The sequence below is a fragment of the Actinoplanes subglobosus genome, assembly GCF_042650585.1.
GTDB classification, from domain to species: Bacteria; Actinomycetota; Actinomycetes; order Mycobacteriales; family Micromonosporaceae; genus Actinoplanes; species Actinoplanes subglobosus.
In genome coordinates this window covers 464,978-489,600 of record NZ_JBHSBL010000017.1, presented here as the reverse complement: position 1 = coordinate 489,600, position 24,623 = coordinate 464,978, and the positions used below count along the sequence as shown (strand labels likewise).

Annotated in this window: 28 protein-coding genes and 1 pseudogene; 5 read left to right on the top strand and 24 right to left on the bottom strand. The window is 69.5% G+C overall.

Translation table 11 applies throughout. The annotated features are described in order from the left end of the window. Positions 1–16: 16 nt before the first annotated feature. The 12 genes from ACFO0C_RS20170 to ACFO0C_RS20115 form a co-directional block, all read right to left on the bottom strand. The gene (locus ACFO0C_RS20170) at positions 17–1,321 is read right to left on the bottom strand and encodes a flagellar hook protein FlgE (RefSeq protein ID WP_378068183.1); all 1,305 of its coding nucleotides are present in this window, start codon (positions 1,319–1,321) and stop codon (positions 17–19) included. A gap of 35 nt (positions 1,322–1,356) precedes the next feature. Further along, entirely contained in the window at positions 1,357–1,785 is a 429-nt protein-coding gene (locus ACFO0C_RS20165) for a flagellar hook assembly protein FlgD (protein ID WP_378068182.1), read from the bottom strand. Between the two features lie 143 nt (positions 1,786–1,928). Then, the gene (locus ACFO0C_RS20160; protein WP_378068181.1) at positions 1,929–2,417 is read right to left on the bottom strand and encodes a hypothetical protein; all 489 of its coding nucleotides are present in this window, start codon (positions 2,415–2,417) and stop codon (positions 1,929–1,931) included. Positions 2,418–2,424: 7 nt separating this feature from the next. Beyond that, the gene (locus tag ACFO0C_RS20155; protein WP_317789921.1) at positions 2,425–2,787 is read right to left on the bottom strand and encodes a response regulator; all 363 of its coding nucleotides are present in this window, start codon (positions 2,785–2,787) and stop codon (positions 2,425–2,427) included. Then, entirely contained in the window at positions 2,784–3,269 is a 486-nt protein-coding gene (locus tag ACFO0C_RS20150) for a chemotaxis protein CheX (protein ID WP_378068180.1), read from the bottom strand. Before ACFO0C_RS20150 ends, ACFO0C_RS20155 begins: the two co-directional genes overlap by 4 nt. Then, positions 3,266–3,652 carry a response regulator gene (locus tag ACFO0C_RS20145; RefSeq protein WP_364070787.1) on the bottom strand — a complete coding sequence of 129 codons (387 nt, stop codon included), beginning with the start codon at positions 3,650–3,652 and terminating at the stop codon, positions 3,266–3,268. Before ACFO0C_RS20145 ends, ACFO0C_RS20150 begins: the two co-directional genes overlap by 4 nt. Before the next feature lie 5 nt (positions 3,653–3,657). Further along, complete coding sequence (locus ACFO0C_RS20140; protein WP_378068179.1) at positions 3,658–4,503, bottom strand: CheR family methyltransferase; 846 nt, start codon at positions 4,501–4,503, stop codon at positions 3,658–3,660. Then, positions 4,500–5,660 carry a protein-glutamate methylesterase/protein-glutamine glutaminase gene (locus ACFO0C_RS20135; protein ID WP_378068178.1) on the bottom strand — a complete coding sequence of 387 codons (1,161 nt, stop codon included), beginning with the start codon at positions 5,658–5,660 and terminating at the stop codon, positions 4,500–4,502. Before ACFO0C_RS20135 ends, ACFO0C_RS20140 begins: the two co-directional genes overlap by 4 nt. Before the next feature lie 13 nt (positions 5,661–5,673). Beyond that, entirely contained in the window at positions 5,674–6,546 is an 873-nt protein-coding gene (locus tag ACFO0C_RS20130; protein ID WP_378068177.1) for a hypothetical protein, read from the bottom strand. Next, positions 6,546–6,983 (bottom strand): chemotaxis protein CheW, encoded by a 438-nt coding sequence (locus tag ACFO0C_RS20125; RefSeq protein WP_093619555.1) that lies wholly within the window; start codon positions 6,981–6,983, stop codon positions 6,546–6,548. Before ACFO0C_RS20125 ends, ACFO0C_RS20130 begins: the two co-directional genes overlap by 1 nt. Position 6,984: 1 nt before the next feature. Beyond that, positions 6,985–9,342, bottom strand: coding sequence for a chemotaxis protein CheA (locus tag ACFO0C_RS20120; protein ID WP_378068176.1), 2,358 nt, complete (start codon positions 9,340–9,342; stop codon positions 6,985–6,987). A gap of 85 nt (positions 9,343–9,427) precedes the next feature. Continuing rightward, positions 9,428–10,126 (bottom strand): response regulator transcription factor, encoded by a 699-nt coding sequence (locus ACFO0C_RS20115; protein WP_378068175.1) that lies wholly within the window; start codon positions 10,124–10,126, stop codon positions 9,428–9,430. 306 nt (positions 10,127–10,432) lie between these two features. Here ACFO0C_RS20115 and ACFO0C_RS20110 point away from each other — a divergent pair, with 306 nt between their 5' ends. Then, positions 10,433–10,987, top strand: a complete 555-nt coding sequence (locus ACFO0C_RS20110; protein WP_378068174.1) for a CAP domain-containing protein — start codon at positions 10,433–10,435, stop codon at positions 10,985–10,987. Between the two features lie 42 nt (positions 10,988–11,029). Here ACFO0C_RS20110 and ACFO0C_RS20105 read toward each other — a convergent pair whose 3' ends face one another. Next, positions 11,030–12,091: a UDP-N-acetylmuramate dehydrogenase gene (locus ACFO0C_RS20105; protein ID WP_378068173.1), complete on the bottom strand. Its 1,062-nt coding sequence runs from the start codon at positions 12,089–12,091 to the stop codon at positions 11,030–11,032. A gap of 48 nt (positions 12,092–12,139) precedes the next feature. On the opposite strand from ACFO0C_RS20105, the gene ACFO0C_RS20100 reads away from it, so the two are divergent. The 3 genes from ACFO0C_RS20100 to ACFO0C_RS20090 all read left to right on the top strand — a co-directional run bounded on the left by ACFO0C_RS20100 (position 12,140) and on the right by ACFO0C_RS20090 (position 15,397). After that, positions 12,140–12,898, top strand: a complete 759-nt coding sequence (locus ACFO0C_RS20100) for a maleylpyruvate isomerase family mycothiol-dependent enzyme (RefSeq protein ID WP_378068172.1) — start codon at positions 12,140–12,142, stop codon at positions 12,896–12,898. 85 nt (positions 12,899–12,983) lie between these two features. Next, entirely contained in the window at positions 12,984–14,369 is a 1,386-nt protein-coding gene (locus ACFO0C_RS20095; protein ID WP_378068171.1) for a GH1 family beta-glucosidase, read from the top strand. 14 nt (positions 14,370–14,383) lie between these two features. Then, on the top strand, positions 14,384–15,397 hold the full coding sequence (locus tag ACFO0C_RS20090) for a LacI family DNA-binding transcriptional regulator (protein ID WP_378068170.1): 1,014 nt from the start codon (positions 14,384–14,386) through the stop codon (positions 15,395–15,397). Positions 15,398–15,848: 451 nt separating this feature from the next. Here the strand turns inward: ACFO0C_RS20090 and ACFO0C_RS20085 are convergent, their stop codons facing one another. From ACFO0C_RS20085 to ACFO0C_RS20035, 11 genes and pseudogenes are all read right to left on the bottom strand, one after another. Then, positions 15,849–16,361: an O-acetyl-ADP-ribose deacetylase gene (locus tag ACFO0C_RS20085; RefSeq protein ID WP_378068169.1), complete on the bottom strand. Its 513-nt coding sequence runs from the start codon at positions 16,359–16,361 to the stop codon at positions 15,849–15,851. Positions 16,362–16,958: 597 nt separating this feature from the next. After that, the gene (locus tag ACFO0C_RS20080) at positions 16,959–17,765 is read right to left on the bottom strand and encodes an EI24 domain-containing protein (RefSeq protein WP_378068168.1); all 807 of its coding nucleotides are present in this window, start codon (positions 17,763–17,765) and stop codon (positions 16,959–16,961) included. A gap of 52 nt (positions 17,766–17,817) precedes the next feature. After that, positions 17,818–18,312, bottom strand: coding sequence for a hypothetical protein (locus tag ACFO0C_RS20075; protein ID WP_378068167.1), 495 nt, complete (start codon positions 18,310–18,312; stop codon positions 17,818–17,820). A 59-nt stretch (positions 18,313–18,371) separates the two neighbouring features. Next, on the bottom strand, positions 18,372–19,262 hold the full coding sequence (locus ACFO0C_RS20070) for an alpha/beta fold hydrolase (RefSeq protein WP_378068166.1): 891 nt from the start codon (positions 19,260–19,262) through the stop codon (positions 18,372–18,374). After that, positions 19,259–19,570, bottom strand: a complete 312-nt coding sequence (locus ACFO0C_RS20065) for a DUF2516 family protein (RefSeq protein WP_378068165.1) — start codon at positions 19,568–19,570, stop codon at positions 19,259–19,261. Before ACFO0C_RS20065 ends, ACFO0C_RS20070 begins: the two co-directional genes overlap by 4 nt. Before the next feature lie 69 nt (positions 19,571–19,639). Then, the gene (locus tag ACFO0C_RS20060) at positions 19,640–20,110 is read right to left on the bottom strand and encodes a hypothetical protein (protein ID WP_378068164.1); all 471 of its coding nucleotides are present in this window, start codon (positions 20,108–20,110) and stop codon (positions 19,640–19,642) included. An 11-nt stretch (positions 20,111–20,121) separates the two neighbouring features. Next, positions 20,122–20,490: pseudogene (locus ACFO0C_RS20055) on the bottom strand (helix-turn-helix domain-containing protein); the annotation flags it as partial. Positions 20,491–20,571: 81 nt separating this feature from the next. Further along, entirely contained in the window at positions 20,572–21,480 is a 909-nt protein-coding gene (locus ACFO0C_RS20050) for an asparaginase (RefSeq protein WP_378068163.1), read from the bottom strand. Further along, complete coding sequence (locus ACFO0C_RS20045) at positions 21,477–22,310, bottom strand: BKACE family enzyme (RefSeq protein ID WP_378068162.1); 834 nt, start codon at positions 22,308–22,310, stop codon at positions 21,477–21,479. The genes ACFO0C_RS20050 and ACFO0C_RS20045 overlap by 4 nt, the downstream gene beginning before the upstream one ends. 57 nt (positions 22,311–22,367) lie before the next feature. Next, positions 22,368–23,396 carry a CAF17-like 4Fe-4S cluster assembly/insertion protein YgfZ gene (gene ygfZ / locus ACFO0C_RS20040; protein ID WP_378068521.1) on the bottom strand — a complete coding sequence of 343 codons (1,029 nt, stop codon included), beginning with the start codon at positions 23,394–23,396 and terminating at the stop codon, positions 22,368–22,370. 8 nt (positions 23,397–23,404) lie between these two features. Continuing rightward, the gene (locus ACFO0C_RS20035) at positions 23,405–23,827 is read right to left on the bottom strand and encodes a Fur family transcriptional regulator (protein WP_378068161.1); all 423 of its coding nucleotides are present in this window, start codon (positions 23,825–23,827) and stop codon (positions 23,405–23,407) included. 45 nt (positions 23,828–23,872) lie between these two features. Here ACFO0C_RS20035 and ACFO0C_RS20030 point away from each other — a divergent pair, with 45 nt between their 5' ends. Beyond that, positions 23,873–24,622, top strand: a complete 750-nt coding sequence (locus ACFO0C_RS20030; protein ID WP_378068160.1) for an aminotransferase class IV — start codon at positions 23,873–23,875, stop codon at positions 24,620–24,622. The last annotated feature ends 1 nt before the right edge of the window (position 24,623 follow it).

The window sequence follows — 24,623 nt, the reverse complement described above, 5'->3', positions numbered from 1 at the left end:
CCCGGGTGCGATGGTGCTAGCGCTTCATGCTGACGAGTTCCTGGAGGATCTCGTCAGAGGTCGTGATGATGCGACTGTTGGCCTGGAAGCCGCGCTGGGCGACGACCAGGTTGGTGAACTCCTGCGCGAGGTCGACATTGGACATCTCCAGCGCGCCGGAGATGACCTGACCCATGCCGGCACTGCCGGGTTCGCCGACCTGGGCGTACCCGGAGTTGACGGTGGTCCGGTACAGCGAGTTGCCGACCTTCTCCAGGCCCGCCACGTTCTTGAAGGTCGCCATCGCGACCTGGCCCAGCGTTTGCTTCAGGCCGTTGCTGTAGACGCCGATGATCTCACCGCTGTCGGACACGGTGTAGGAGAGCGAGGTGAGGGCGCCGGCCACCTGTCCGTCGGTGTTGAACACCCGTGCGTCGGTGTTGCCCGAGTACGAGGTGATGTCGGTCATGTCGACCATGTAACCGCCGATCTCCATCTGCCCCTGGTTGTCGAGAAGCGTCGGATCGACCTTGCCGCTGATCAGGTTGATGGTCTGCGGGTTGGTGCCGGTGGTGAGGGCGACGTTGTTCTCGTCGAAGATCTCCACCCGCCAGGCCGACGTCGGCTCGGTCGGTGGCGTAGGCGCGTTGTCGTTCACGGTCCGGGTGAACTTCGCGGTCACCGTGTGCGTGCCACCCTGGTCGTCGTAGACCTTGACCGGGATCGTCGTGACGTAACCGGGCCGGGGCGGTGAGCCGCCGAGGTCCTCGACGCCGGCGTTGTCCGGGTCGTTGGGGTCCGGGACGGTGTCACTGCTCAGGTTGCCCTTGAGCGTGATCGTGGTGGTCGGCTCGGGCGGGATGGTGGCGCCGAGCGGCATCCGGATGTCCCCCGGCTTCGCCGCTGAGTTGACCTTGCCGTCGACCGCGGTCCAGCCCTGCACCGGCTCACCGGTCGCGGTGGCGAGCACCCCGTTCGCGTCGAAGAAGAACGAACCCGCACGGGTGTAGAGGCTCTCGTTGCCACTGCGGGTGATGAAGAAGCCGTCGCCCTGGATCATCATGTCACCGGACTTGCCGGTGGTCTGCGCCGAGCCCTGGCTGAAGTTCGAGGTGATGCCGGCGACCCGCACACCCAGACCGACCTGCGCCGGGTTGGTGCCGGCCATGCCGTCCTGGGGGGAGCCACCCGCGCCCATCATCTGGCTCAGGGTGTCGTTGAACTGCACCTGCGACGACTTGTAACCGGTCGTGTTGACGTTCGCGATGTTGTTGCCCGTGACGTCGATCATCCGCTGGTGAGCGTTGAGTCCGCTGATGCCGGAATAGAGAGAACGCAGCATTGAACAGGTGTCCTTACGCGTGGAGGGAGACGGTGTCAGGCGGTCTTGGTGTCGGTTACTTCCGTGACCTTGGACAGCTGCACATCCGTGTTCCCGACCTTGAGCGTCGGTTCGCTGTCTCCGTTGAGCTTCGCCGCAGTGATCACGCCGGTTTTCATCGCACCGGTTTCATCCATGTACGTGACCGTTTTGCCGACCAGGGAGCTGGCACCGATCATGCGTTGCGACTGCAGCATGCCGATCATGTCTTCCAGCTTCTCGACCTGCGTGAACTGGGCGGTCTGCGCCAGGAACGCGGTCGAGTCGGCGGGTTTCGTGGGGTCCTGGTATTTCAGCTGAGCGACCAGGAGCTTCATGAAGGTGTCCTTGTCGCCGAGTGTTTTGCTCTTCGCCTCGGCGGCTTTGGCCGCAGCCACGGCCTTCGTCGGATCGGCTCCGGTGGGTCCGGACATCGGTGAGGTCATCGACTTCTCCTGTCCCGTAGCAGGCTCAACCTAAGCTTCGGCCCGGTCCCGGAATTGCTTAGACACAAATTTGCGGGCCCGCCGTATGGCGGGCCCGCAACGGGAGATCTTCAATTTTGTACGCCTTCGGCGGATCCGTAGGGTCAGGGTGCGAGGGACAGGCTGAGCTTGCCCTTGCCGTACCGGTTGACCTCGACCGCCAGGTCCAGCCGGCGGCCCAGGGCGAGCAGGACGGCGCGCGCATCGGCCGGCAGCTCCTGGTTCGGGTAGATCACCTGGTAGAGCTTCACGTGCGGCGCACCCTCCCGGTTGAGGAGGCTGGTGAACACGTTGCACAGCTCGAAGACGTTCTCCGCCAGGTTCGGGAAGAGCTGTTTCTCATCGATGCTGTCCTCGGCCGCGCCGGCCGGGAGCAGACCCAGCGCGGCACCCGCGTTGGCGGCGAGGCTGAGGTTCATGCCCATCACCGCGTAGATCTTCTGCCCGTTGTCGGTGAAGATCGCGGTGGTGGTGAGAGGCACCTCGGGGGCGCCGATCGGGTCGCCGGGGCTGACCGTCACCTCTCGCCCGAGAAGGTCCTCGAAAAGGTTGCGTACGGCTAGAGAGCCGGGAAGAACCGAGACGTCTGACATGTCTTAATCATCCCAAAATAGGAGCGAACACTTCGTCGAATCGCTCAGCGGTGAAGGGTTTGACGATGAAGAACGCCGCTCCGGCGCCTTCGGCGGCCGACTTCATCTCCGGAGTGCACTCCGAGGTCACGAAGCCGAACTTGACGTTGTTGCCGGCGGCACGAAGCTGTCGGAGCACCTCGATACCCGTGAGGTGCGGCATGTTCCAGTCCGAGATGACCAGATCGGGCTTCTGCTCGGTGGCCATGTCGAGGGCTTCCTTGCCATCGGCGGCCTCCACCAGGTCGTGATCCCCGAACCCGGCCTGTCGCAGGGTCCGGACGACGATCTGCCGCATCACCCGGCTGTCATCGGCGATGAGGATCTTCATGCACCCTCCTCCTTGTTGTCGGTGCTGCTCTGCCACATCGAAATGGACACCGGTTCGCCCTCCCACATCCCGTACACCCCGCTGATGCGTTCGGTGTTCGGGAACCGCGCCGATGCCTCCGGCGCGAGTACCACCTGCGGGAGCGACAACTGCGCCCCCGGCGGCAACATCGCTTTGACGTTGCCACCGACGATGTTGGCCAGTTCACCGAGCGTGTCGGAGATGTCCTCCTCGCTCACTTCCTCAAGCTCCATGGCGAGGAAGGCGGCCGCGGCGCGCTGGGCGGCGGCACGGGAGGAGGCGTACACGACATGCCCGTTCCAGGACCCGGTGATCGAGACCGAGGAGTGCACCTCGGAAGGCTGGTTTTCGTCGTACGTGGGAATCAGCGGACTGACGCCCTCCGGATCCAGGTATGACTCCCACACCTGTTCCACCATCTCGGCGAGGTCACTCTCGTCGACCTCGACTTCGACACTCATGAGTTCACTCCGGTCGGGACGAGGCCCAGCAGGGCCAGCTTTTCGATCATCGCGCCTTCGGTGAAGGGCTTGATCACATATTCGTGGGCGCCCGCGGCGAGCGCCCGGACGATCTGGCTCTGTTCGCTCTCAGTGGTGACCATCACGAGGGTCATCTCCCTCAGTCGCGGGTCGGCCCGGACCTTGGTGACGAATTCGAGCCCGTTCATGTTGGGCATGTTCCAGTCGATGAGGGCCAGTTCCGGCACCTCGGTCATGTCGGCCAGGAGGTCCATCGCCTCCTTGCCGTCCCCGGCCTCCACCGCCTCGAAGTTGAGCTTCGTGACGATGCGCTTGAGGATCATTCGCATCGCGCGCGAGTCGTCGATCACCATGGCACGCATCGGCGTCATCCCCTTCTCGCGGCGCCGGCGGGCGCCGCAGTACGAGACCGGTAGGCAGAGGTGCGCCCGGCGGCCACCCGTTCGTAGTTGTCGTCGATCCCGATCGTGGTCTCGGCAGCACCGAGGAAGAGCAGCCCGTCCGGGCGCAGGATCTTGGCGGCGTTCTGGAGCACCTGTCGTTTCGTGGCTACGTCGAAGTAGATGAGGACGTTGCGCAGGAAGATCACGTCGAACGGCTGCATCGGCGGGAACGGTGCGGTCAGGCTCATGTGCTTGAACGACACGTTCTTGCGCAGCGCCGGAATGATCCGCCAGTGCGCACCGGCCCTCTCGAAGTACTGCACGAGCTGGGTGGCGGCCAGACCCCGGTTGACCTCGACCTGGCTGTACTCGGCCTTCTGCGCCCGCTCGACCATCGCGGTCGAGATGTCGGTGCCGAGGATCTCGTACGTCCAGCCGGCCGGCAGCGTCTCCTGGAGCGTGATCGCCAGACTGTAGGCCTCCTGTCCGCTGGAGCTGGCCGCGGACCAGAAACGCAGTTTGCGCACGGTGGCCCGGGACTTGATCAGTTCCGGCAGGACGACATCGGTGAGCGCGGCGAACGGCTCGCGGTCCCGGAAGAACGAGGTCTCGTTGGTGGTGAGCGCGTCGATGATCTTCCGCTGGTGCGTCGGATTGGGACGCTTCTGGAGGTCACCGATGAATTCGTTGACATTGGGGGCGCCGACCGCGCGGGCGACCGGGATGAGCCGGGCCTCGACCAGGTATTCCTTGCCCGGCGCGAGGACGATGGACGCCTCCTTGCGCACCAGGTTGGAGACGAACGCGAACTCCGCTTGGGAAAGCGTCATCGGGCCACCGCCGGTGAACGACCCACCCGGACCCGGTTGATCAGGGCTCCCGCGATCCGGTCCAGCGGCAGCACCTCGTCGGCCAGGCCCGCGGCGACGACAGCGCCGGGCATGCCCCAGACCACCGAGGTCGCCTCGTCCTGTGCCAGAACCTCGGCGCCCGAGTCTCGTAGCACCTTCGCACCACTCCGTCCGTCTTGTCCCATTCCGGTGAGGATCGTGGCGAAACACGATCCGCCGTACAGAGCCGCCACCGACCGGAACATCACGTCGACGGCCGGCCGGCACGAGTTCTCCTGCGGGCCGTTGTTGAGCTGGGTCATCGTCGCCGTGCCCCGGCGCTGGAAGACCAGGTGGCGATCCCCCGGGGCGATGTAGACGGTTCCGGCGGTGAGCTCCATGTTCTCGCCGGCCTCGACCACCTTCAGCGGTGTGCTCCGGTCCAGCCGCTCGGCGAACATCTTGGTGAACACCGGTGGCATGTGCTGCGTGATCACGATCGGCACGGGCAGGTCGGACGGCAGCCCGAGCAGCACCTTGGTGAGAGCGTCCGGCCCACCGGTCGAGGATCCGATCGCCAGGATGTCGATCTTCCCGCCGGGGGCGCGCTTGACCGCGGGCCGCGCCGGCGCCGCCGGTCCCGCGCCCGGGCGTCCCGGGGCTCCGGGAGGGGCACCGGGCCGCAGCGGGGCGGGGCCACCGGGACGTATCCCGGCCGGAGCGGGACCACGGCTCGGCGGTCCGGCCGGCGGGCGCCGACGGCCACCGAGAGCCTGGATCTTGGGTACGAGCTGCTCGCGCACGGCCATCATCGACTCCTGCACGGAGCCGACATTGCTCGGCTTGGTGACGTAGTCGGTGGCACCCGCGGACAGCGCCTCGAGCGTGGCGGTCGCCCCCGCCGCCGATAGCGTGCTGAACATGATCACCGGGGTGTTGTGCCGCTTGCGCAGCTCCCGGACCGCCTCGATGCCGTCCATCTGCGGCATCTCGATGTCCATGGTGATCACGTCGGGTTTGAGTTGATCGATCTTCGCCTGCGCGAGGAGACCGTTCGCGGCGGTGCCGACGACCTGGATGCCCGGCGCTTCGCCGAGAGCATCGACGATCAGCCGACGTACCACCACGGAATCGTCGACGACGAGAACCGAGATCATTCGACCACTCCCTTCAACCGAGCCAGGCCGGGCCGAGCGCCGCGACCACCGGGGCAAGCAGCCGGTGAGCCGTGGCGGTGTCCAGCAAATCGCGCACCACCAGCGCCTGAACGGCACCGCTGAGCATGTTCCAGACCCCTCCGGCACGATCTGCCAGCGGAATCCCGGCCGTATCCACCGCCTGCACCAGCAACATCTGTGCGGCCGCAGCGGTACGGACCCGATCGGAGAGGTACGCCGCCCACGACGCCGAATGCACGGCGGGCGACCAGCCGGCGGTGTTGCGCCGGGCGTCATCGGCTGCGGAGGAGACCCGTTGGCGGTCCTCCGGTCGCAGCGTGCGGAGCCGGTCGAGCAGGGCCGACACCGTGTAGTGGTGCGGCCCCAGGTCGATCGGCGGTCCCGCGGGGAGTTTCCGGACGGCCGAGACCCATCCGGCGCCGAGCCCGCGGCGGGTCTCGTCGTCCAGCACCTCACGCAGGTAGCTGGCGACCGCCGCGTCGCACAGAAGGGCCGTCGCGGCGGCCGCGTCCTCGCTCTGCCGCGCGTCCCTGCCGGTGCCCTCCCACGTCCACGACATGACGTCGTAGCGCAGGCAGGTCAGCAGCGCGTCCACCGATCCGATCGGCGCGCGTTCGACCAGGGCGAGGTTTCCGGCCGGGTCGTCTTTCGACATGCCCTTGAGCGTCGGCATCCGGCGGGCGGCGGACTCGACCTCGACCCAGAGCGGGCCGCGGACGTTCTCGTCGGGCAGCCGCTCGGCGAGCACCGGCAGGTCCCCGCTCTGCAGCCGCAACGCGCGCAGCATCACCTCGGCCGCGGCCGACCCGCCGGCCAGGCGGGTCAGGTCGAAGCCCAGAACGGGGGCGCTGACCAGGCTGTACATCAGTTGGTAGCGCGGTATGTGTCGACGGCCTGATTGACGTCGAGAGCCAGCATCAAACGCCCGTCCAGCTTGAACGTGCCCACCACCAGTTCCCTGGTGGGCCCGCTCAGCGTGTCCGGCGGTGGTTCGAAGGTTTCGTCGTCGAGATCGACCACCTCACCGATCTTGTCCACCAGCAGTGACACCGGTTCGCCGTCACCACGCAGGATGACGTTCATGACCGGCCCCTGGAGTGCCTGCCGGGCCAGGCCCAGCTGCACTCGCAGGTCCACCGCGGCGATCACCTGACCGCGCAGGTTGAACAGGCCACCGACCGCGGGCGGTGCGAGCGGGACCGGGGTGTACTCGTTGTACGAGAGCACCTCCTGGACCGTATGCACCTCGACCCCGAAGAGCTGGCCGTCCACCTCGAAGGTGGCGAACTGACGACTCGCCATGTCAGGCCTCCACCAACATGTCGTCCATCGCATCGCTGTAGAAGTTCGGGTCGGCGGCGAGGATGGCCCGGCGCACGTCGAGGAGCTCGGTCACCCGCTGCTGGATCACGGCGGTACCGACCAGGCCGTCCTCCTCCGCGTCGCGGCGTGCGGTGGTCGAGTTCTCGGCGATGTCCACGATCCGGTCCACGACCAGCGCCACGCTCTTTCCGCCCTCGCTGTAGACGACCACCGAGACCGTGTCGCCCTCCAGCTCCTCGCCGTACGCCCCGAGCAGGTGCGACAGCCGGACCAGAGGCAGGATCTGGCCCCGGTACTGGACCACCTCGCGGGAACCGGCGTGCTCGATCCGGTCGCGCGGGAACTCCTCCAGGCGCGTCACGGTGTCCAGCGGGATCGCCACCCGGCGCTCGCCGACCGCGGTCACGAGCAGGCGCTCGGTTCCACCACCGGCCGCGCCCCGCTTGTCGGCGACCGTCTCGCGTTCCGAGTCGACGGCGAGGTGCGAGCGGCGGGCCAGCGATGACACGTCGAGGATCAGGCCGACCTTGCCGTCACCCAGGATGGTGGCTCCGGCGTACAACCCGATGTCCTTGAATCTGGTGTTGAGGGCCTTGACAACGACCTCTTCGGTGTTCAGCACCCGGTCGACGACCAGGCCGAACCGCCGGCCGTCGGCCTGCAGCACCATGATGTAGACGCCCTGGTCGCCGCCGACCTCCAGGCCGAGAGCCCGGTCCAGGCGGACCAGCGGGAGGAGCTTGCCGCGCAGCCGGTAGACCGGCGCGCCGGAGGCGTACTCGACCTTGGTGGTGTTGCCGTCGATGAAGACCAGTTCCAGGACCGCGACCTGGGGTACGACGTACCGCTGATCCGCGCAGTCGACGGTGAGGGCCTGGATGATCGCGAGGGTCAGCGGGATGGTGAGGCGCCAGACCGTACCCTCGCCGGGTGTCGAGTCGACGCTGACCGCGCCGCCGATGTTCTCGATGTTGGTCTTGACCACGTCCATGCCGACGCCGCGGCCGGACACGTTGGTGACCTTCGCGGCGGTGGAGAAGCCGGGCTGGAAGACCATCGCCATGATGTCGCGCTTGTCCATGTTCGGAATCTGCTCCGGCCGGAGCAGCCCGTTCTCCACGGCCTTCTGCGCGATCCGCTCCACGTTCAGGCCGGCGCCGTTGTCGGCGACCTCGACCGCGACGTGCCCACCCTCGTGATATGCACGGAGAGTAAGCGTCCCCTCCGGATCCTTGCCGCTCGCGATCCGCCGCTCCGGCTCCTCGATACCGTGGTCGACGGCGTTGCGCACGAGGTGGGTCAGCGGGTCCTTGACCGCTTCCAGCAGGCTCCGGTCGAGTTCGGTCTCCTTGCCCTCCATCACGAGCGCGACCTGTTTGCCGAGCGAGTTGCTCAGGTCCCGGACGACTCGGGGAAGCTTGGACCAGATGTGCTCGATGGGCTGCATGCGGGTCTTCATGATGCCCTCTTGCAGCTCACTGGTGATCATGCCGAGCCGCTGGGCACTGCGGACCAGACCGGAGTCGCCGATCTCCATCACGCCCCGGACCAGCTGGTTCCGGGCCAGCACCAGTTCGCCGACCATGTTCATCAGGGTGTCGAGCAGGTCGACGTCGACCCGGATGGCGCTGTCGGCGATGCTCCGTTTCGGCGCCTGCGACTGGAGTGCCTCGCTGACCGCGGTCGGCGCGGCCTTGCCCTCGTCCAGCAGGATCGTGCCGAGCTTGCGTTCGTCGCCCTCGATCTGCTGCTGGAGGGCCGACGCGACGTCGGAGGCCTGTGCCGCGCCGGCGTCGACGAGCATCTGGCCGAGCGGCTGGCGCTGGTCGGTGACCGGTTCGGGGGTCGGGCGGGGCGCGGGCGCCTCCTGCTCGACGCTGACCGGCGCCTCGGCCGGGGCGGCCTCCGCGGCGGGAGCGGCGGCGGCCGGGGCAGAGGCGGCACCGTCGGTCGGCGCGTCCATCTGCGCCTTGATCCGGACGATCATGCTCTCGATGTCGACCTCGGCCTCGGACCCGTTCTCCTCGATGGAGGAGAGGATCGACCGGACGCCGTCGATGCAGAGCAGGAGGACAGTGATGGTCTCCGGGGTGACCGGCTGGACACCGTCACGAAGCCGGGACAGCAGGGACTCACCGGCGTGGGCCAGCTTCTCCAGGCGGGAGAACGCCAGGAACCCACTGGTGCCCTTGATGGTGTGGATCGCCCGGAAGATACGGGAGATCAGATCACGCGAGCCGGGTTCCTGCTCGAGGCTGACGAGGTCCCGGTCGATCTGGTCCAGGTTCTCGTGGCTCTCCATGAGGAATTCGCCGACGATCTCGCCAAGGTCTTCCACGACTTGCTACCTCCTGCTCGGCTTCACTGCCCTCATCGACCCCTCGGGGCACCAACTGAGAAGATCGCCCGGTACGCCGGAATGATCAGGACTCCCCGCCCGGGCGGCGGTAGCGATAGCCGAACCCGCGAACCGACTCGATCGGCGATTCGTCCGGATCGGACCAGCCGAGCTTGCGGCGCAGACGCAGGACCGCGAACTTGACCCGCTCCTGGCCGATGCCGGTCGGGTCGTCCCAGGCCTGGGTCAGCAACTGGTTCGGCGAGAGAACCGCGCCGGCATGTCGCACCAGCGCGTTGAGAAGGCGGAACTCCGTCGGGGTGAGCCGCTTCTCCTCACCCTTGACGTAGACCCGGCGCTTGGTCGGGTCGAGATGCACCAGGCCGTCGTCGTAGACCTGACTGGCCCAACTGCTCTGACCGGAGGACGAGCGCCGCAACAGCGCCTCCACCCGGGCCAGCAGCTCGTTGTTGGCGAACGGCTTGGTCAGGTAGTCGTCGGCGCCGCCCCGCAGGCCGCGCACCTTCTCCGCCTCCTGGCCATGGGCGGTCAGGACCAGCACCGGCACGTCCGAGACGTCCCGCAACCGCTCCAGCACCTGCCAGCCGTCCATCTCCGGCAACCCGACATCCAGCACCACCAGATCGGGGTGCTCGGCGTAGGCCTCCTTCAGACCGGAGCGGCCGTCGGCGGCGTGCGCCACCTCGTAACCGGCCCGGCTGAACAGCAACCGGAGAGCGAGTGCGATGTCCGGGTCGTCCTCGACCACGAGTAGGCGACTCATCGTGTACTCACCCTGTCCCTAACCCGCACTGGCGGCGCAAAACCACCATATAGCGTGATGTCACCGCCTATTTACGGACAGTGACAGTCTAGCGCCGGGTGCGGGGTGCGAGCCGATTCCGCGAGATCCGCCCGAGCGGCCCGATCAGGGCCTCAACCGGGGGCCCGGTCGGGACATCCCTACAGCCTGACATTTCTCGTACGGCTTATCGCCCTTTCCGAGAAAGATGTGACACGCCGCGAGGTACGGGGTGCGATAGCCGTGACGGGCGATCCGCGCCCGGTCAATGCGATCCGGGAGGTACCCGTGTTCGACCTGGTGGTACGACGTGTCGCCGCACTCGCGGCGGTGCCCGCGCTGTTCGCACTCTCCGCACCGGCTCTCGCCCACGGACCGGTGCGTCCCCAGGAGACCCCGTCGCCACCGGCCGCCCCCACGCCGACCCCCACCCCCACGCTCAACCCGGCGCAGATCCGGGCCCGCGTCGTGATGGTGCAGGTGGTCAAGCTGACCAACCGGGAACGCCAGGAAGCCGGCTGCCCCGCGCTGACCGTCGACGGTCAGCTGGTCACCGCCTCCCTGCGGCAGAGCAACTACATGGCCCGGACCAGGCTGTTCAGTCACGTCTGGCGGGACGGCTCGACCTTCGTCGACCGCAGCGAGGACGCCGGTTACCAGCAGCCGGCCGGGGAGAACATCGCCTGGGGCTATCGCAGCGCGCCCGAGGTGGTGGACGCCTGGATGGCCAGCCCCGGACACCGCCGCAACATACTCAACTGCAAGGCCAAGTCGTTCGGCGCCGGAGTGGCCTTCGCGGTGGACGGCACTCCTTATTACACGCAGGTCTTCGGGTGGGAGTGAGCCCGCGTCCCCGCGTGGGAGTCCTCGCGGGGACGTGAGCCCTCAGAGCGCGCAGTCGATCAGCACCGGCTCGGGGTGCAGCTCGACACCGAACCTGGCCCGGACCCCGTCCCGGATGGTCCGGGCCAGATCCAGCAGTGCCGTCGTCGTGCCGCTCCCACGGTTGGTCAGCGCCAGCGTGTGCTTCCCGGAGATGGCGACACCGTCACCGGCGAACCCCTTCGGGAAGCCGGCGTGCTCGATCAGCCAGGCCGCCGGCAGTTTCACCGTGCCGTCCGCACCCGGCCAGTTCGGCGCCTCGCCGATGCTCTCCAGCACCGCCGCGGGGACCACCGGGTTGGTGAAGAAGGAACCGACCGACCAGGTGTCCCGATCCTCCGGGTCGAGCACCATGCCCTTGCCTGCGCGCAGTTTGAGCACGGTGTCGCGGGCCTGGCGCAGCGGGACACGGTCGCCGGCCGCGGCACCCAGGGAGCGGGCCAGCTCCGCGTACCGGATCGGGGCCGAATCGCCCGACCGGGACAACCGGAAGTCGACGGCGGTGACCAGGTAACGGTCGTCGTGCTTGAAGACGCTGGTCCGGTACCCGAAGCGGCACTCCTCGGGGGTCATCACCCGGATCTCGTCGGCCCGGCGGTCGTAGGCGTGCACGGCCTCGATGGTGTGCGCCACCTCCTGGCCGTACGCCCCGACGTTCTGGATCGGGGTGGAGCCGGCCGCGCCCGGGATGCCGGAGAGGCACTCGACACCGGACAGGCCGCTGCTCACCGCGTACCCCACGAAGTCGTCCCAGGGCTCGCCCGCGGCGACCCGCACCAGGACGCCGGAGGCGTCCTCACCGGTGACCTCGACACCCCGGGTGCGCAGCAGCAGCACCTCGCCGTCGAAACCGTCGTCGCCGATCACGACGTTGCTGCCCCCGGCGAGCACCAGCAGCCGCCGGCCGGACGCCGTGGCCGCCCGCACCGCGCCGACCGCCTCGTCCGTATGGACCGCGGTGGTCACTGTGCCGGCGGGCCCGCCGAGGCGTAGCGTCGTGTACGCCGACAGGAATCTCTCCGGGCCCAAAGGGGTATCAGTCACGACGCCAACCCTAAGGTCCATCCGAGGGGAGGTTCACCGGCGGTCCGGCCGAGCGGGGAGACGACTGCGATGAACAGGTTGCACGCGACGAAGGATTTCTGGCTCGCGGCGCTGCGCGCCGATGGGCCGGCCCTGTGGGATGCCGTCGCCGAGACGGGCCCCGAGCCGGCGATCCCCGGCTGCCCGGACTGGACCGTGGCCGACCTCGCCCACCACGTGACCGAGGTCCTGCACTGGGTGCGGGGCACGGTGACCCGCGGCGTCACCTCCCTTCCGGAGATCGCGCCGGCACTGGAGCGGACCGACTGGCCGGAGACCCTCGATCGGCTGCGGCGTGAGCTGACCGGCACGATCGAGACGCTGGAGGCGCTCGACCCGGACTTCCCGGCGTGGAACTGGGCACCCCAGCCGAAACGGGCCGGCTTCTGGGACCGGCGGATGGCGCACGAGATCTCGGTGCACCGGTGGGATGCCGAGTCCGCCGCGGGCCGGGCCACCCCGATCGAGACGAAACTCGCGACCGACGGGGTCGGCGAGATCCTCGACACCTGGCTGCCGGCCGGCAAACGGCAGGGCCCGACCGATCTGCACGGCGTGGTTCACCTGGTCGGCACCGATGCCGGGCAGGAGTGGTTCGTCCGGCTCCGCGGTGCCGGGATCGCCCTGCTGGACACCGGTACGATCCTGGACAGCGACGATCATCACGCCCGGGCGAAGGCGACCGGCAGCGTGAGCGACCTCCAATTGGCCCTGATGGGCCGTAAACGAGCGGACCAACTGGCCCTCAGTGGTGACCCTCGCCTCTTCCAGGCGCTGCGAACCGGCTGAACTTCCAGGGTCTTACCCTTGTTGGAGCGCTCTCAAGCCGTAAGATGAACCGGTTAAGTTCGGCGGATCATCAGGAGCAGATGACATGACGGCAACCGTCACGTCCACGTCGGCGCAGCCGGCCTCGACGGGGATCACCTTCCCCGACGGCTTCGTCTGGGGGACGGCCACGGCCTCCTACCAGATCGAGGGCGCCGCTCGGGAGGACGGTCGCGGCCCGTCCATCTGGGACACGTTCAGCCGTACGCCGGGGAAGGTCCACGCGGGCCACACCGGCGACGTCGCGTGCGACCACTACCACCGGTACGCCGAGGACGTCGCCCTGATGGCCGGCCTCAACCTCGGGGCGTACCGCTTCTCGGTCGCCTGGCCCCGCGTCCGCCCGGACGGCACCGGCCCGGTCAACACCCGGGGTCTCGACTTCTACGACCGGCTCACCGACGAACTGCTCGGCAAGGGCATCGACCCGGTCGTCACCCTCTACCACTGGGACCTCCCGCAGACGCTGGAGGACCGCGGCGGCTGGACCGTGCGGGAGACCGCCGAGGCCTTCGCCGAGTACGCGCAGGTCGTCTTCGGCCGGCTCGGTGACCGGGTCGGCACCTGGACCACGCTCAACGAGCCGTGGTGCTCGGCCTACCTCGGTTACGGCAACGGCATCCACGCCCCCGGCCGGCGTGACCCGGCCGGATCGCTGGCCGCCGTGCACCACCTCAACCTGGCCCACGGCCTCGCCGCCCGGGCACTGCGCTCGGCCGGCGCACGGAGCATCAGCATCACGCTCAACCCGTGCGAGGTCTCCCCGCTCGACCCGGCGAACCCGGCCGACGTCGACGCGGCCCGCATCATCGACGGCGTCGCCAACCGGATCTTCCTCGACCCGCTGCTGCGTGGCCACTACCCCGCCGACGTGCTGGAGCACATCTCCCGGATCACCGACCTGTCCTTCATCAAGGACGGCGACGAGGCGACCATCAACGCGCCGATCGACGTGCTGGGGATCAACTTCTACACCCCGTCGTACGTGTCGGCGAAACCCGGTCAGCCGGCCGCCCTCGACTACCCCGGCAGCGAGGGCATCGCCTTCCGCAAGCCGGTCGGCCCGGTCACCGACATGGGCTGGCAGATCGAGCCGGCGTCGCTGACCCGTCTCCTCACCCGCCTCCACCGGGACTACCCCGGCACCCCGCTCATGATCACCGAGAACGGGGCGGCCTACCCCGAGGGCGTCCACGACCCGCTCCGTATCGAGTATGTCGACGCCCACCTGCGCGCCTGCCACGACGCCCTCGAGGCCGGAGTCGACCTCCGGGGATACTTCGCCTGGTCGTTGATGGACAACTTCGAATGGGCCGAGGGGTACGCGAAGCGCTTCGGTATCGTGCACGTCGACTACACGACGCAACAGCGTGTGCTCAAGGACAGCGCGAAGTGGTACCGCGAGGTGATCCGGCGTAACGGCCTGGAGTAAAGACGGGGGCACATGTGACGACGCGGGAACGGCCCACCCTGGAAGCGGTTGCCCGTCGTGCCGGGGTCTCCCGGGCGACGGTGTCCCGCGTCGTCAACGGCTCCACCACGGTCGCGGCCGCCATCCGCGAGGCCGTCAACCGTGCCGTCGAGGAGCTCGGCTACGTGCCGAACCAGGCGGCCCGCAGCCTCGTTACCAGGCAGACCGACTCGATCGCGCTGATCCTTCCGGAAACCGCGAACCGGGTGTTCTCCGACGACCTGTTCTTCCCGGCCATCATCCGCGGCGTCGGCTCCGAGTTGGAGGCCGCCGACAAGCAGCTGGTGCTGATGATGGCCGGCTCGGCCGCCGGGTATCACCGGGTCGAGCGCTACGCCGTCGCCGGCCACGTCGACGGCGTCATGTTCGCCTCCATCCACGGCGCCGACCCGCTGCCCGGCCTGCTGGCCCGCCGCGGCATCCCGGTCATCTGCAGCGGCCGCCCGATGCTCGCCGACCCGCCGGTCCCCTACGTGGACGTCGACCACGCCGGCGGCGTCGCGGCGGCCCTCCAGCATCTGATCACTTCCGGCCGTCGAAGGATCGCGACGATAGCCGGCCCGCAGGACATGGTGGCCGGGCTCGAGCGCCTCACCGGTTACCACGACACTCTGCACGCGGCCGGCCTGCCGTCCCTGGTCGCGGCCGGCGACTTCACCCGCGACTCCGGCATCGCCGCGATGCGGGCGCTACTCGATCAGGACCCGGATCTCGACGCGGTGTTCGCCGCCTCCGATCTGATGGCCCATGGCGCGCTCCAGGCCCTCCGGGACACCGGGCGGCGGGTTCCGGAGGATGTCGCGGTGATCGGCTTCGACGACTTCGACATCAGCCGTTACAGCGATCCGCCACTCACCACGGTCCGGCAGCCGATCGCCGAGGCCGGCCGGGTGATGGCCCGCCAGATGCTGCGCCTGATCGCCGGCGATCCCGAGATCGAGCCCGCGATCATCCTGCCCACCGAGCTGATCACCCGCGCCTCCGCCTGATCAGCCGTGCTCACCGCTTCAGATCACCCGGTACCGTCTGATCAGCCCGGCCCACTGCTCTGGATGACCGGGCCTCTGTCTGACCACCGGGCCTCCGCCTGACCACCGGGCCACTGTCTGATCGGCCCGGCCCACTGCCCTGGCTCACCGGACCTCCACCCGACCACCGGGCCTTCGCCCGACCACCGGGCCACTGTCTGAGCAGCCCGGCCCACTGCCCTGGCTCACCGGACCTCCACCCGACCACCGGGCCTTCGCCCGACCACCGGGCCACTGTCTGATCGGCCCGGCCCACTGCCGTGGCTCACCGGAACTCCGCCCGACCACCGGGCCTTCGCCCGACCACCGGGCCACTGTCTGAGCACCGCGCCTCCGCCTGACGACCGATGACCGATGACCGATGACCGATGACCGAGTCTGATCAGACTCGGTCATCGGCGTCTGCGGGATCTCAGGCGCCGGCGACGCGTCGGGCGGTCGCGGCCGTGCCTGCGCCGAACAGGACCAGCGTCGCCAGCCGGATGTGCTCCGGCTCGGCCGCACGCAACACCGTGAGAGCCTGCCGAACCGCATCGTCGACCGGCCACCGGTAGACCCCCGCCGAGATCAGCGGAAACGCGATCGTCTCGGCCCCGAGTTCGTCGGCGACCCGCAGCGAGTTGGCATAGCACGCCCGCAACAGGTCCGACCGGTCCTCATCGGCGCTGAAGACCGGCCCGACGGTGTGCACCACCCACGTGGCCGGAAGCCGTCCGGCGGTGGTCGCCACGGCCTGCCCGACCGGCAGCCCCCGCCCGTACTGCGAGGCCCGCAGTTTCCGGGTCTCCTCCAGGATCGCCGGCCCGCCCTTCCGGTGGATCGCCCCGTCCACTCCTCCGCCACCGAGCAGCGACGAGTTCGCCGCGTTGACGATCGCATCGACCCGCTGAACCGTGATGTCGCCCTCGACCAGTTCGATGTCCACCCAGCAACCGTATCCACACCGGCGCCTCCACCAGTGTCGGCGCGGGGGCGGTGAGGTCGAATCCATCGATCACGGTCCGCACCGGCGAGCCGCCCAGACGCTGTTCGGAAGGTGACGAAAGTGCTCGCGGAGATGGGTTCCTCGGGCCGTGGCCAGGCCGAAACCGGCCAGCAGTCTGAAGCCGGCCGCCAGGCTGAGGCCGGCTGGCTGAGGCCGGCTGGCTGAGACCGGCTGGCTGAGACCGGCTGGCTGAGGCCAGCTGGCTGAGACCGGCTGGCTGAGACCGGCTGGCTGAGACCGGCTGGCTGAGACCGGCTGGCTGAGACCGGCTGGCTGAGACCGGCTGGCTGAGGCCAGCTGGCTGAGACCGGCTGGCTGAGGCCAGCTGGCGGAGGCCAGCCGCGCGGAGGCCAGCCGCGCGGAGGCCAGCCGTACTGAAGCCAGCCGTACGGAGGCCAGCCGCGCGGAGGGTCCCGGCCGCCCCGGGTCACCGGCGGTCGGCCGCGGTCACCTCGCCCGGACGGCAGCGGCTGCCGATCGCCCAGGGAAAGAGGGCGGCCGATCACCCGGGGAACGGGACCTCGACCCCGAGAGGTGTCAGAGAGAGGCGGTGGTGGTGATCGCGACGGGCTTGTTCAGGGACTTGCGGGCCAGGAGTGTCGCTCCCGCGATCGCCGCCGGCATCAGGAACACCGCCCCGAGTGGGATCAGGAACGTGGCGAAGACCGCGGCACCGAAGCCGAGCGTCAACGGCTTCTTTCCGGCCAGAGCCGCCCGCCGGTGCCGCAGGCGCTGGCCGCGGCGCTGGAACGGCACACCGGTCAGCTCCAGGGCGAGCAGCCAGCCGCCGGCCGCCCCGGCCAGGACCGGAACCACCGTCTGACCGACCAGCGGGATCAGGCCCAGCAGGAACAGCGGGATGGCCACCACGATGGAGATGCCCACGAGTTTCAGTGAGTCGACGAGGCTGCGGCGCAGGCCTCGCCAGAATCCGACGTCCACCGCGTCGGGGACGCCGCCGAAGCGATCCTCCACCAGCTCGGAGATCTTCTCGTAGAAGGGATCGCCGATCAGCAGAGTGACCGCGGTGAAGGTGAGCACCGCCAGCAGCAGGCCGAAGCCGAGGACCGCGATGCCGCCGATGACCCGGATCGTGCCGCGCAGCCAGGCGGCCCAGTCCTCGGCGAACCAGGTCACCTGGGCGGACAGGTCCGGCAGGTAACGGACCAGGAAGACCAGCGCGACGATGTAGAGGATGCCGGAGACCACGGCGGGCAGCAGACCGAGAAGGAGCAGCCGGGGACTGCGCAGAACCAGCCCGAGGCCCCGCCCGAGCAGGCCGGCACCGGTCGCGAACTCACGGAAGGCCGTCACCGGCCGGGTCTCACTCAGATCACCGCTCACGTTCCGGGAGCTTAGAACCCGGGCTCCAGTACGGACAGCGCCAGGGCCCGTCTCAGCGCCTCCAGTAGCGGAACCGCTCGAACCCGGTCGCGTCCGGCGGCAGCGGCGGGAAGGAGAACTCGATCGTCGTGCCCGGGTCCGGCGGGAACACCCATGGGTCGTCCGGTGAGGGCGAGACCTGGGTGGGTGTGGGCACCGGCGGGGCGGTGAGCGGCGGGTCGGTCTTCTCGACCGGTTTGTTCGGGCCCGCGGTACGGACGACGGTGACCGTCGCGGTGACGGTGCTGGGCCCGGTCGCGGGAACCGGCATGGAGCCGGTCGGGTCGGCGGTGGCCCGCGGCTGCCGCGCCGTGGAGACTCCGGGAGCGCCGGCGTGGTGGCCGGAACCGGGGGCTGATCCGAAGGCACCGTCGCCGCCGAGATCGGACGAGGCACCCAGAGCGGCCTGACGCACCGCCGGAGCGCCCAGTGCCCAGCCGGCCACTACCGCGAACGGCAGCCCGACGAGCACCAAGGCGAGAAAGACGGATTTAGGGGACAAACGCACGTACGCTTCACCGGTCGAAGGCCAGAAAAGTTACGGCTTTCGGACATAAGGGCGGCAACTCACCGGTTCAAGAAATCCGACACGCGATCGCGCAGAGCGGCCCGATTGGTCCAGAGCACGGCCGGCCGATCGAAGACCACGAGATCGGCATCGGGCAGCTGGGCGGCGATCCGCTCCGCCCACGCCACCGGATGGGTCTCGTCACCCACACAGCCGATCACGAGCGCCCGGCCACGGAACGCCTTGAGCGACTCGACCTCGGCCAGCGCGGGCGCCGACCACACCGACGCGATCTCCTGCGCCAGGCCGTCACGCTGCAACTGCTCCACCCGCTGGCGCAGGAAACCCCAGCCGGCCGGGGTGTTGCGGACCGACGACGGCATCTCCTGCTCGACCGCGTCGGCGATCATCGCGGCCTCCCCCGACTCGACCGACGCGAGCAGCCGGTCCAGACGCTGCACGGACGCGGCCGAACGGGCGCCGTCGAGCGGCGCGGGAAGGTAGAGCACGACCCGCTCGAACCGGTCAGGGGTCTCGGCGAGCAGACGGCAGAGAGCGGCCGCGCCCATGCTGACGCCCATCGCCCGGGTCGCACCCGCATGGTCGGCGACGGCCCGCAGCTCACCGGCCAGATCGGCGAACGACCACGGGCCGGGCGGCACATCGGAGCGGCCGTGCCCGCGGAAGTGGAAGAACACCCGGCGGCCGATGACCGCACTGCCCAGCGGACGGGTACCGGAGATGTCACCGGCCAGCCCGTGCGCGAACACCGTGACCGGCTCGCCGGTGCCGGTGGTGAGCTGCTCCACCCGTACACCCGAAGAAAGGGTGACCAGCTCGGTGGCCGGACCCGGCAACGTCGGGCGGCCACCTCGCGGCCCGGTCCGATCGACGCGCTGCAGGCGCGGCCCGCCGTCCGGAGGCGGCGGGCCGAAGCGGCCTCTCGTCACCAGAAGCCTTTACCGTCCGAGATGTCTTTGAGTCCCGGGCGGACGTCGAGCATGTAGACCAGGGCGACGGCGATGGCGATCATGCTCATCAGGAGCACGTCGTAGAGGGCGCCGCTCAGCACCAGGCAGACGAAGAGGATGCCCGCCCACGCACCTTTCGGCAGGGTCCCGAGGGCCTGGAACGCTGCGCCGCGCTGGGTCAGGCAGTGGATCAGCGCGACCACCTGAACTCCCAGGGAGAGGAGCAGGAAGGCGAGGTTGATCCAGAGGACGACGTATCCGTAGAAGATCGGCGCTGCTGTGGCCATGAGGGAGAGTCTATGCCGCGGGCCCCGGCAAACGCCGGGGCCCGCTGGTCATGACGGATCAGTGTCGGGTCACTCGGCCGGCGCGGCCGGCTTGGCCCGCTTGCGCGGCTTCGGCGCGGCCTCGACAGCCTTCGCCTCCTCGACCGCGGCCTCGACGGCCTTCGGCTCCTCGGTGGCCTCGATGTCGGCGTTGACCACCTCGGCGGCCTCGACGACACCGGTGCCGACGACGCGCTCGCCGCGGGCGACCAGCTCGTTGTAGACGGCGACGGCGCGCTCCTGGGCGACCTGGGCGAAGTTGACGGCGGCGGTGGTCGCACTGTCACGCAGGGCCACGAAGTCGGTCTCCTGGGCCTTGCCGCGGAGCTCGGCGGCCTTGGTGCCGGCCTGCTCGTTGTACGCCTTCAGCGAGGCGGCGGCGCGGTCACTCAGCTCGTTGAGCACGGCCGGCAGCTTGCGGAGCTGCTCGTACGCGGCGTCACCGGCACCGGCGGCGGCGTAGAGGGGGGCGGGGATCCTGGTCTTGGTCTGCTCGGTCATTTCTGCTCCTCAGCGTCTGCGGCGGGCGGCGCGTTTCGTGCGTTCTCGTTGCGGAACGTCTCGTAGATCTGCGTCAGGGACTGCTTCTGCGCGATCGTGAGCTCCGGGTCGACCGCGATGGCGGCCAGCACACCCTGCTGGCCCTCGCCATCGAGCAGCCCGGCCCGCAGATACATCGCGGGCGTCGACACTCGCAAGGCGCTGGCAATCTGCTGCAGCACCTCGGCGCTCGGCTTTCGCAGGCCACGCTCGATCTGGCTCAGGTAGGGGTTGCTCACCCCGGCCTTGTCGGCGAGCTGCCGGAGCGAGATCTTCGCGGTCTGCCGGAGGTCTCGGATGAAGGTCCCGATGTCCTCAGGCAGGTCCTTTGGCGTGGCCATGCTTCGACGTTAGCCCCGGGTGCTAGCTCCTGCAAGCAGAATGCTTGCAGGAGCTAGCGTGAACCCGGTCACCCGTAGGGGTCAGAAGACCGCGCGGACCTCGCCCACCGGGAGGCCACCACCGAGAACGGGCTCGGGCAGGTCCGGAACGTCCAGGCCGAGACGGCGCAGGGCGGCGAGCAGCACGGGTACGCGCGCCCGCGCCGACCCGTCGGAGATCTTCAGCGCCACCGCACCCACCCCGGGCATGGCGGCCGCGGACACCCCGTCGGCACCACGCTTCACGATCAGGCCGGGCATCGCGTCCATCAGCACGGTGTCCTCGGACCCGGTGCCCGCCACCAGCTCCGGATGGGCCCGCATCGCGTCCGCCACCCGGCGCTCCGGGGTGCCCGGCTCCGCCTCGACCAGGTGCAGGAACGCCCGGGCCAGTCCGTTCGGCGAGATCGCGAAGATCGGCGCGCCGCAGCCGTCCACACCGAGCGCGGCGATCGGCTCACCGGACAGCCGGCTCACCGCGTCGGCGAGCACCTTCTGCAGCGGGTGGTCGACCTCCAGGTACGACTCCAGCGGCCAGCCGTTGAGCACACAGGTGGCGAGGAAGCCGGCGTGCTTGCCGGAGCAGTTCATCAGGATCCGCTCGGGCTCGCCGCCGCCCCGGAGCCAGTCGCGCCGGGCCGTCTCGCCCAGCGGCAGGTCGGCCGGGCAGCGCAGCGCCTCCGGCCCGAGCCCGGCCGCGGCCAGAATGGCGCGCACACGTTCCACGTGGAACGTCTCGCCGTCGTGACTGGCGCTGATCAGGGCGAGGTCGGCCTCCTCACGCGGGACCAGGCCGGCGGTCAGCAGGCCCACCGTCTGCAAGGGCTTGTTGGACGAGCGGGGGAAGAACGGCGACGCCACGTCACCGAGACCGTCAGCACCGATGACGGCCACGACCCCGTGGTGGACGCTCTCCACGAAACCGGAGCGGACCACTTCAGCGACGATCATCGGGCCGGGACCCCCAGCAGCTCGCGGGTCTGGGCCGGGGTCAGCGGCGGACGCTGGGCGAGCTGGGCGAAACCGACGGCACGGGCCACGAGCTGCATGTTCGACTCGACGGGACGGCCCTTCGCGTACGTCAGCGTGTCCTCCATCCCGACGCGCAGGTGCCCACCGGCCGACAGCGACGCCAGCATCACGGGCAGGCTGCTGCGGCCGATGCCGGTCGCCGAGAACGTGGTGCCCTCCGGCAGGTCGCGGATCACCCGCTCGCAGGCGACCAGGGCGGCCGCCGTCCCCGGCATCCCGCCCGGCACGCCCATCACCAGGTCGACGTGCACATGGCCACCGAACGGCAGGCCGTACTTGCCGAGCAGCCGCTGCAGGCTGGTGAGCTGGCCCAGGTCGAAGATCTCGTACTCCGGCACGATCCCGCGCTCCTGCATGCGGGTGTGCAGGTCGACGATGAACTCCCAGCGGTTCAGGAACACGTCGTCACCGAAGTTGACGGTGCCCATCGTGCACGACGCCATCTCCGGCCCGGCGTCCAGCACGGCGAGCCGGTCCGACTCCGGATCGTGCACCGAACCGCCCGAGGAGAGCTGCACGATCAGGCCGGTGCCCTCCCGCAACCCCGCGACGGTGTCCCGCAGCCGGCCCTGGTCGAGGGTCGGGCGGGCGTCCTCGTCCCGGATGTGGACATGAACGATCGAAGCGCCCAGCGCCTCGCACTCCTTGGCGGTGGCGGTCAGCTCGGCCAGGGTCACTGGCAGGGCCGGCACATCCACCTTCTTGCTCTCCGCGCCGGTCGGGGCGACGGTGATCACAGTCCCGGTCATGCCTCGCATCCTGCCACCCAGGTCCGGCCCGGTATCAAGGACGGCGACCCCGGTGGCTCACTCCACGTCGATGGCGGCGGCCGACTCCCCCACGGTGAGTCGCGCGTCGTCGGGGACGTTGCGCTTGACCACGGCCAGAGCGATCATGCCCAGCTCGTGGTGCCGGACCGCGGTGCCGACGAAACCGATCGCCCGCCCGTCCAGCTCGACCGCCGTCCCCCGGGCCGGCGGATGATCCGTGGCCACCCCGTCCAGATGGAGCAGCACCTGACGGCGGGGCGGACGGCCCAGGTTGTGCACCCGGGCGACCGTCTCCTGGCCGCGGTAACAGCCCTTGTCCAGATGCACACCCGGCGCCATCAGGTCGATCTCGGCCGGGATGGTCCGATGGTCGGTCTCCCAGCCGAGCCTCGGGACGCGGTGGGCGACCCGGACCGCCTCGAACGCCCAGAGGCCCGCACGCCGCACGCCGAGCTGCTCGATGACCGCGTCCTTACGCGACCGTGGCACCAGCAGGTCCACCCCGAGCGGCACCCGGCGAGCCAGGCCGCCCTCGTACGCTCGTACCGCATAGAGGCTCGTCGCCCTTGCCGGAACGGACCCGGAGACGAACCGCGGACCCGGCACCGCGCCCACCTGAGGGGCCGCGAGGTCCGGGAAGAGACCGGCCGCGCCCGGGCCGACGAGGGAGAGGACCGCCAGCTCAGCAGTCGCGTCGCGCGGCTCGACCCGGGTGAAGAATCGCATCATCTCCAGGTATTTGAGCAGGCCCGCACCGGCGCCGGGCTCGGTGTCCAGCCACGCCGTCGTCCCGTCCTCGGTGACGTGGGCATGCTGCTCCACATGCCCGTTGGGGGAGAGAACCAGCAGCTCACTGCCCTGGAAGGCGGTCAGCGACGACAGGTGCTGGGTGGTCAGGGTGTGCAGCCAGCTCGCCCGCTCGTCGCCGGGAACCGCGATCACCTCCCGGTTCGACCGGTCGACCAGGCCGACACCCGTCTCCAGCAGCCGCTGCTCGCGCATCGGGTCGCCGAAGTGCGCCGGAACCCCGGCATCCGCCGAACCCGGATCCAGATCCTCGACCATCACCGTGGTCACTCGGCCTCCCTGCAGTCACCGCACAGCCCGAACAGCGAGACGTGCCCCACATCGACCCGGAAATCCCGCTCCCGCAACAGTCTCCCGGTCACCGGCTCCATCACCGCCGGATCCACCTCGGCGATCGACCCGCACGTCCGGCAGACCAGATGGACGTGCTGATCCTCACCGGCCGCGTGATACGTCGGCGAACCGTGCGACAGGTGGGTGTGATTGACCAGGCCGAGCTCCTCGAGCAACTCCAGCGTCCGGTAGACGGTGGTGATGTTGACACCGGCGGCCCGCTCACGGACCGCGTTGTGCACCGACTCGGGTGTCGCATGGCCGAGCTCGTGCACCGCTTCGAGAATGAGCTGGCGCTGTGGGGTGAGTCGCAGGCCCCGCTCGCGGAGCATGGCGGCTAGCGATGTGGCGGACACGTGACGAGCATAGTTCGCCATTCCGTGACCACTACCGTGGCAATCGTGACCGAGCGCATCCTGGTGGCGCCCGCCGACCTCCTCGGCGACGGCGTCTTCGAGACGATCGACCTGCGCCCCACCGGGCCGTGGCTCCTCGACCAGCACCTTTCCCGGCTCGCCGGGTCCGCCGCGATCCTCGGCCTGCCCGCGCCGCCGCTCCCCGAGATCCGCGCCCGCATCGGCGCGATCGCCGGCACCGGTGCGCTGCGCGTCGTCTACACCCGCGATGTGCTGCACGTCTCGGTCTCGCCCGTGCCGACCGGGGTCACCCGCGAGCGCCGCGACGGCATCCGGGTGATCAGCGCCGACCAGGGCATCTCCGTCCGGCGCCCGCCGTGGTCCGTCACCGCGGCCAAGTCGCTGTCCTACGCGGAGAATTTCGCGGCACGCCGGTGGGCGACGCGGCAGGACGCCGACGACCTCATCTGGCTTTCGATCGAGGGGTACGTACGGGAAGCACCCACCGCGTCAGTCGTCTGGCAGACCGGTGACGAACTGTGCACGGTCCCGCCCGCGGAGGCCGGCATCCTGCCCGGCATCACCGCGGCCCACCTGCTGTCGCTCGCGCCGTCGATGGGTCTGCGCCCCGCCGAACGGATGGTCACCCTCGGCGAACTGGCCGCCGCCGACACGATCTGGCTGGCGTCGTCGCTGCGGGGCCTGGCCGAGGTGACCATGCTGGACCGGACCCCCCGGCCCCGCTCACCGTGGACGCCCCGTCTCCTGGACGCCCTCGGCTTCGTCAGCGGTTGAA

Coding starts and splice junctions, on each gene's coding strand:
- ACFO0C_RS20130 (WP_378068177.1), bottom strand. CDS start 6,546: ATGTACAGCCTGGTCAGCGCCCCCGTTCTGGGCTTCGACCTGACCCGC.
- ACFO0C_RS20060 (WP_378068164.1), bottom strand. CDS start 20,110: ATGACCGAGCAGACCAAGACCAGGATCCCCGCCCCCCTCTACGCCGCC.
- ACFO0C_RS20160 (WP_378068181.1), bottom strand. CDS start 2,417: ATGTCAGACGTCTCGGTTCTTCCCGGCTCTCTAGCCGTACGCAACCTT.
- ACFO0C_RS20165 (WP_378068182.1), bottom strand. CDS start 1,785: ATGACCTCACCGATGTCCGGACCCACCGGAGCCGATCCGACGAAGGCC.
- ACFO0C_RS20155 (WP_317789921.1), bottom strand. CDS start 2,787: ATGAAGATCCTCATCGCCGATGACAGCCGGGTGATGCGGCAGATCGTC.
- ygfZ (WP_378068521.1), bottom strand. CDS start 23,396: ATGGTCGAGGATCTGGATCCGGGTTCGGCGGATGCCGGGGTTCCGGCG.
- ACFO0C_RS20050 (WP_378068163.1), bottom strand. CDS start 21,480: ATGATCGTCGCTGAAGTGGTCCGCTCCGGTTTCGTGGAGAGCGTCCAC.
- ACFO0C_RS20095 (WP_378068171.1), top strand. CDS start 12,984: ATGACGGCAACCGTCACGTCCACGTCGGCGCAGCCGGCCTCGACGGGG.
- ACFO0C_RS20105 (WP_378068173.1), bottom strand. CDS start 12,091: ATGGACCTTAGGGTTGGCGTCGTGACTGATACCCCTTTGGGCCCGGAG.
- ACFO0C_RS20065 (WP_378068165.1), bottom strand. CDS start 19,570: ATGGCCACAGCAGCGCCGATCTTCTACGGATACGTCGTCCTCTGGATC.
- ACFO0C_RS20045 (WP_378068162.1), bottom strand. CDS start 22,310: ATGACCGGGACTGTGATCACCGTCGCCCCGACCGGCGCGGAGAGCAAG.
- ACFO0C_RS20135 (WP_378068178.1), bottom strand. CDS start 5,660: ATGATCTCGGTTCTCGTCGTCGACGATTCCGTGGTGGTACGTCGGCTG.
- ACFO0C_RS20125 (WP_093619555.1), bottom strand. CDS start 6,983: ATGGCGAGTCGTCAGTTCGCCACCTTCGAGGTGGACGGCCAGCTCTTC.
- ACFO0C_RS20145 (WP_364070787.1), bottom strand. CDS start 3,652: ATGCGTGCCATGGTGATCGACGACTCGCGCGCGATGCGAATGATCCTC.
- ACFO0C_RS20150 (WP_378068180.1), bottom strand. CDS start 3,269: ATGAGTGTCGAAGTCGAGGTCGACGAGAGTGACCTCGCCGAGATGGTG.
- ACFO0C_RS20115 (WP_378068175.1), bottom strand. CDS start 10,126: ATGAGTCGCCTACTCGTGGTCGAGGACGACCCGGACATCGCACTCGCT.
- ACFO0C_RS20170 (WP_378068183.1), bottom strand. CDS start 1,321: ATGCTGCGTTCTCTCTATTCCGGCATCAGCGGACTCAACGCTCACCAG.
- ACFO0C_RS20100 (WP_378068172.1), top strand. CDS start 12,140: ATGAACAGGTTGCACGCGACGAAGGATTTCTGGCTCGCGGCGCTGCGC.
- ACFO0C_RS20140 (WP_378068179.1), bottom strand. CDS start 4,503: ATGACGCTTTCCCAAGCGGAGTTCGCGTTCGTCTCCAACCTGGTGCGC.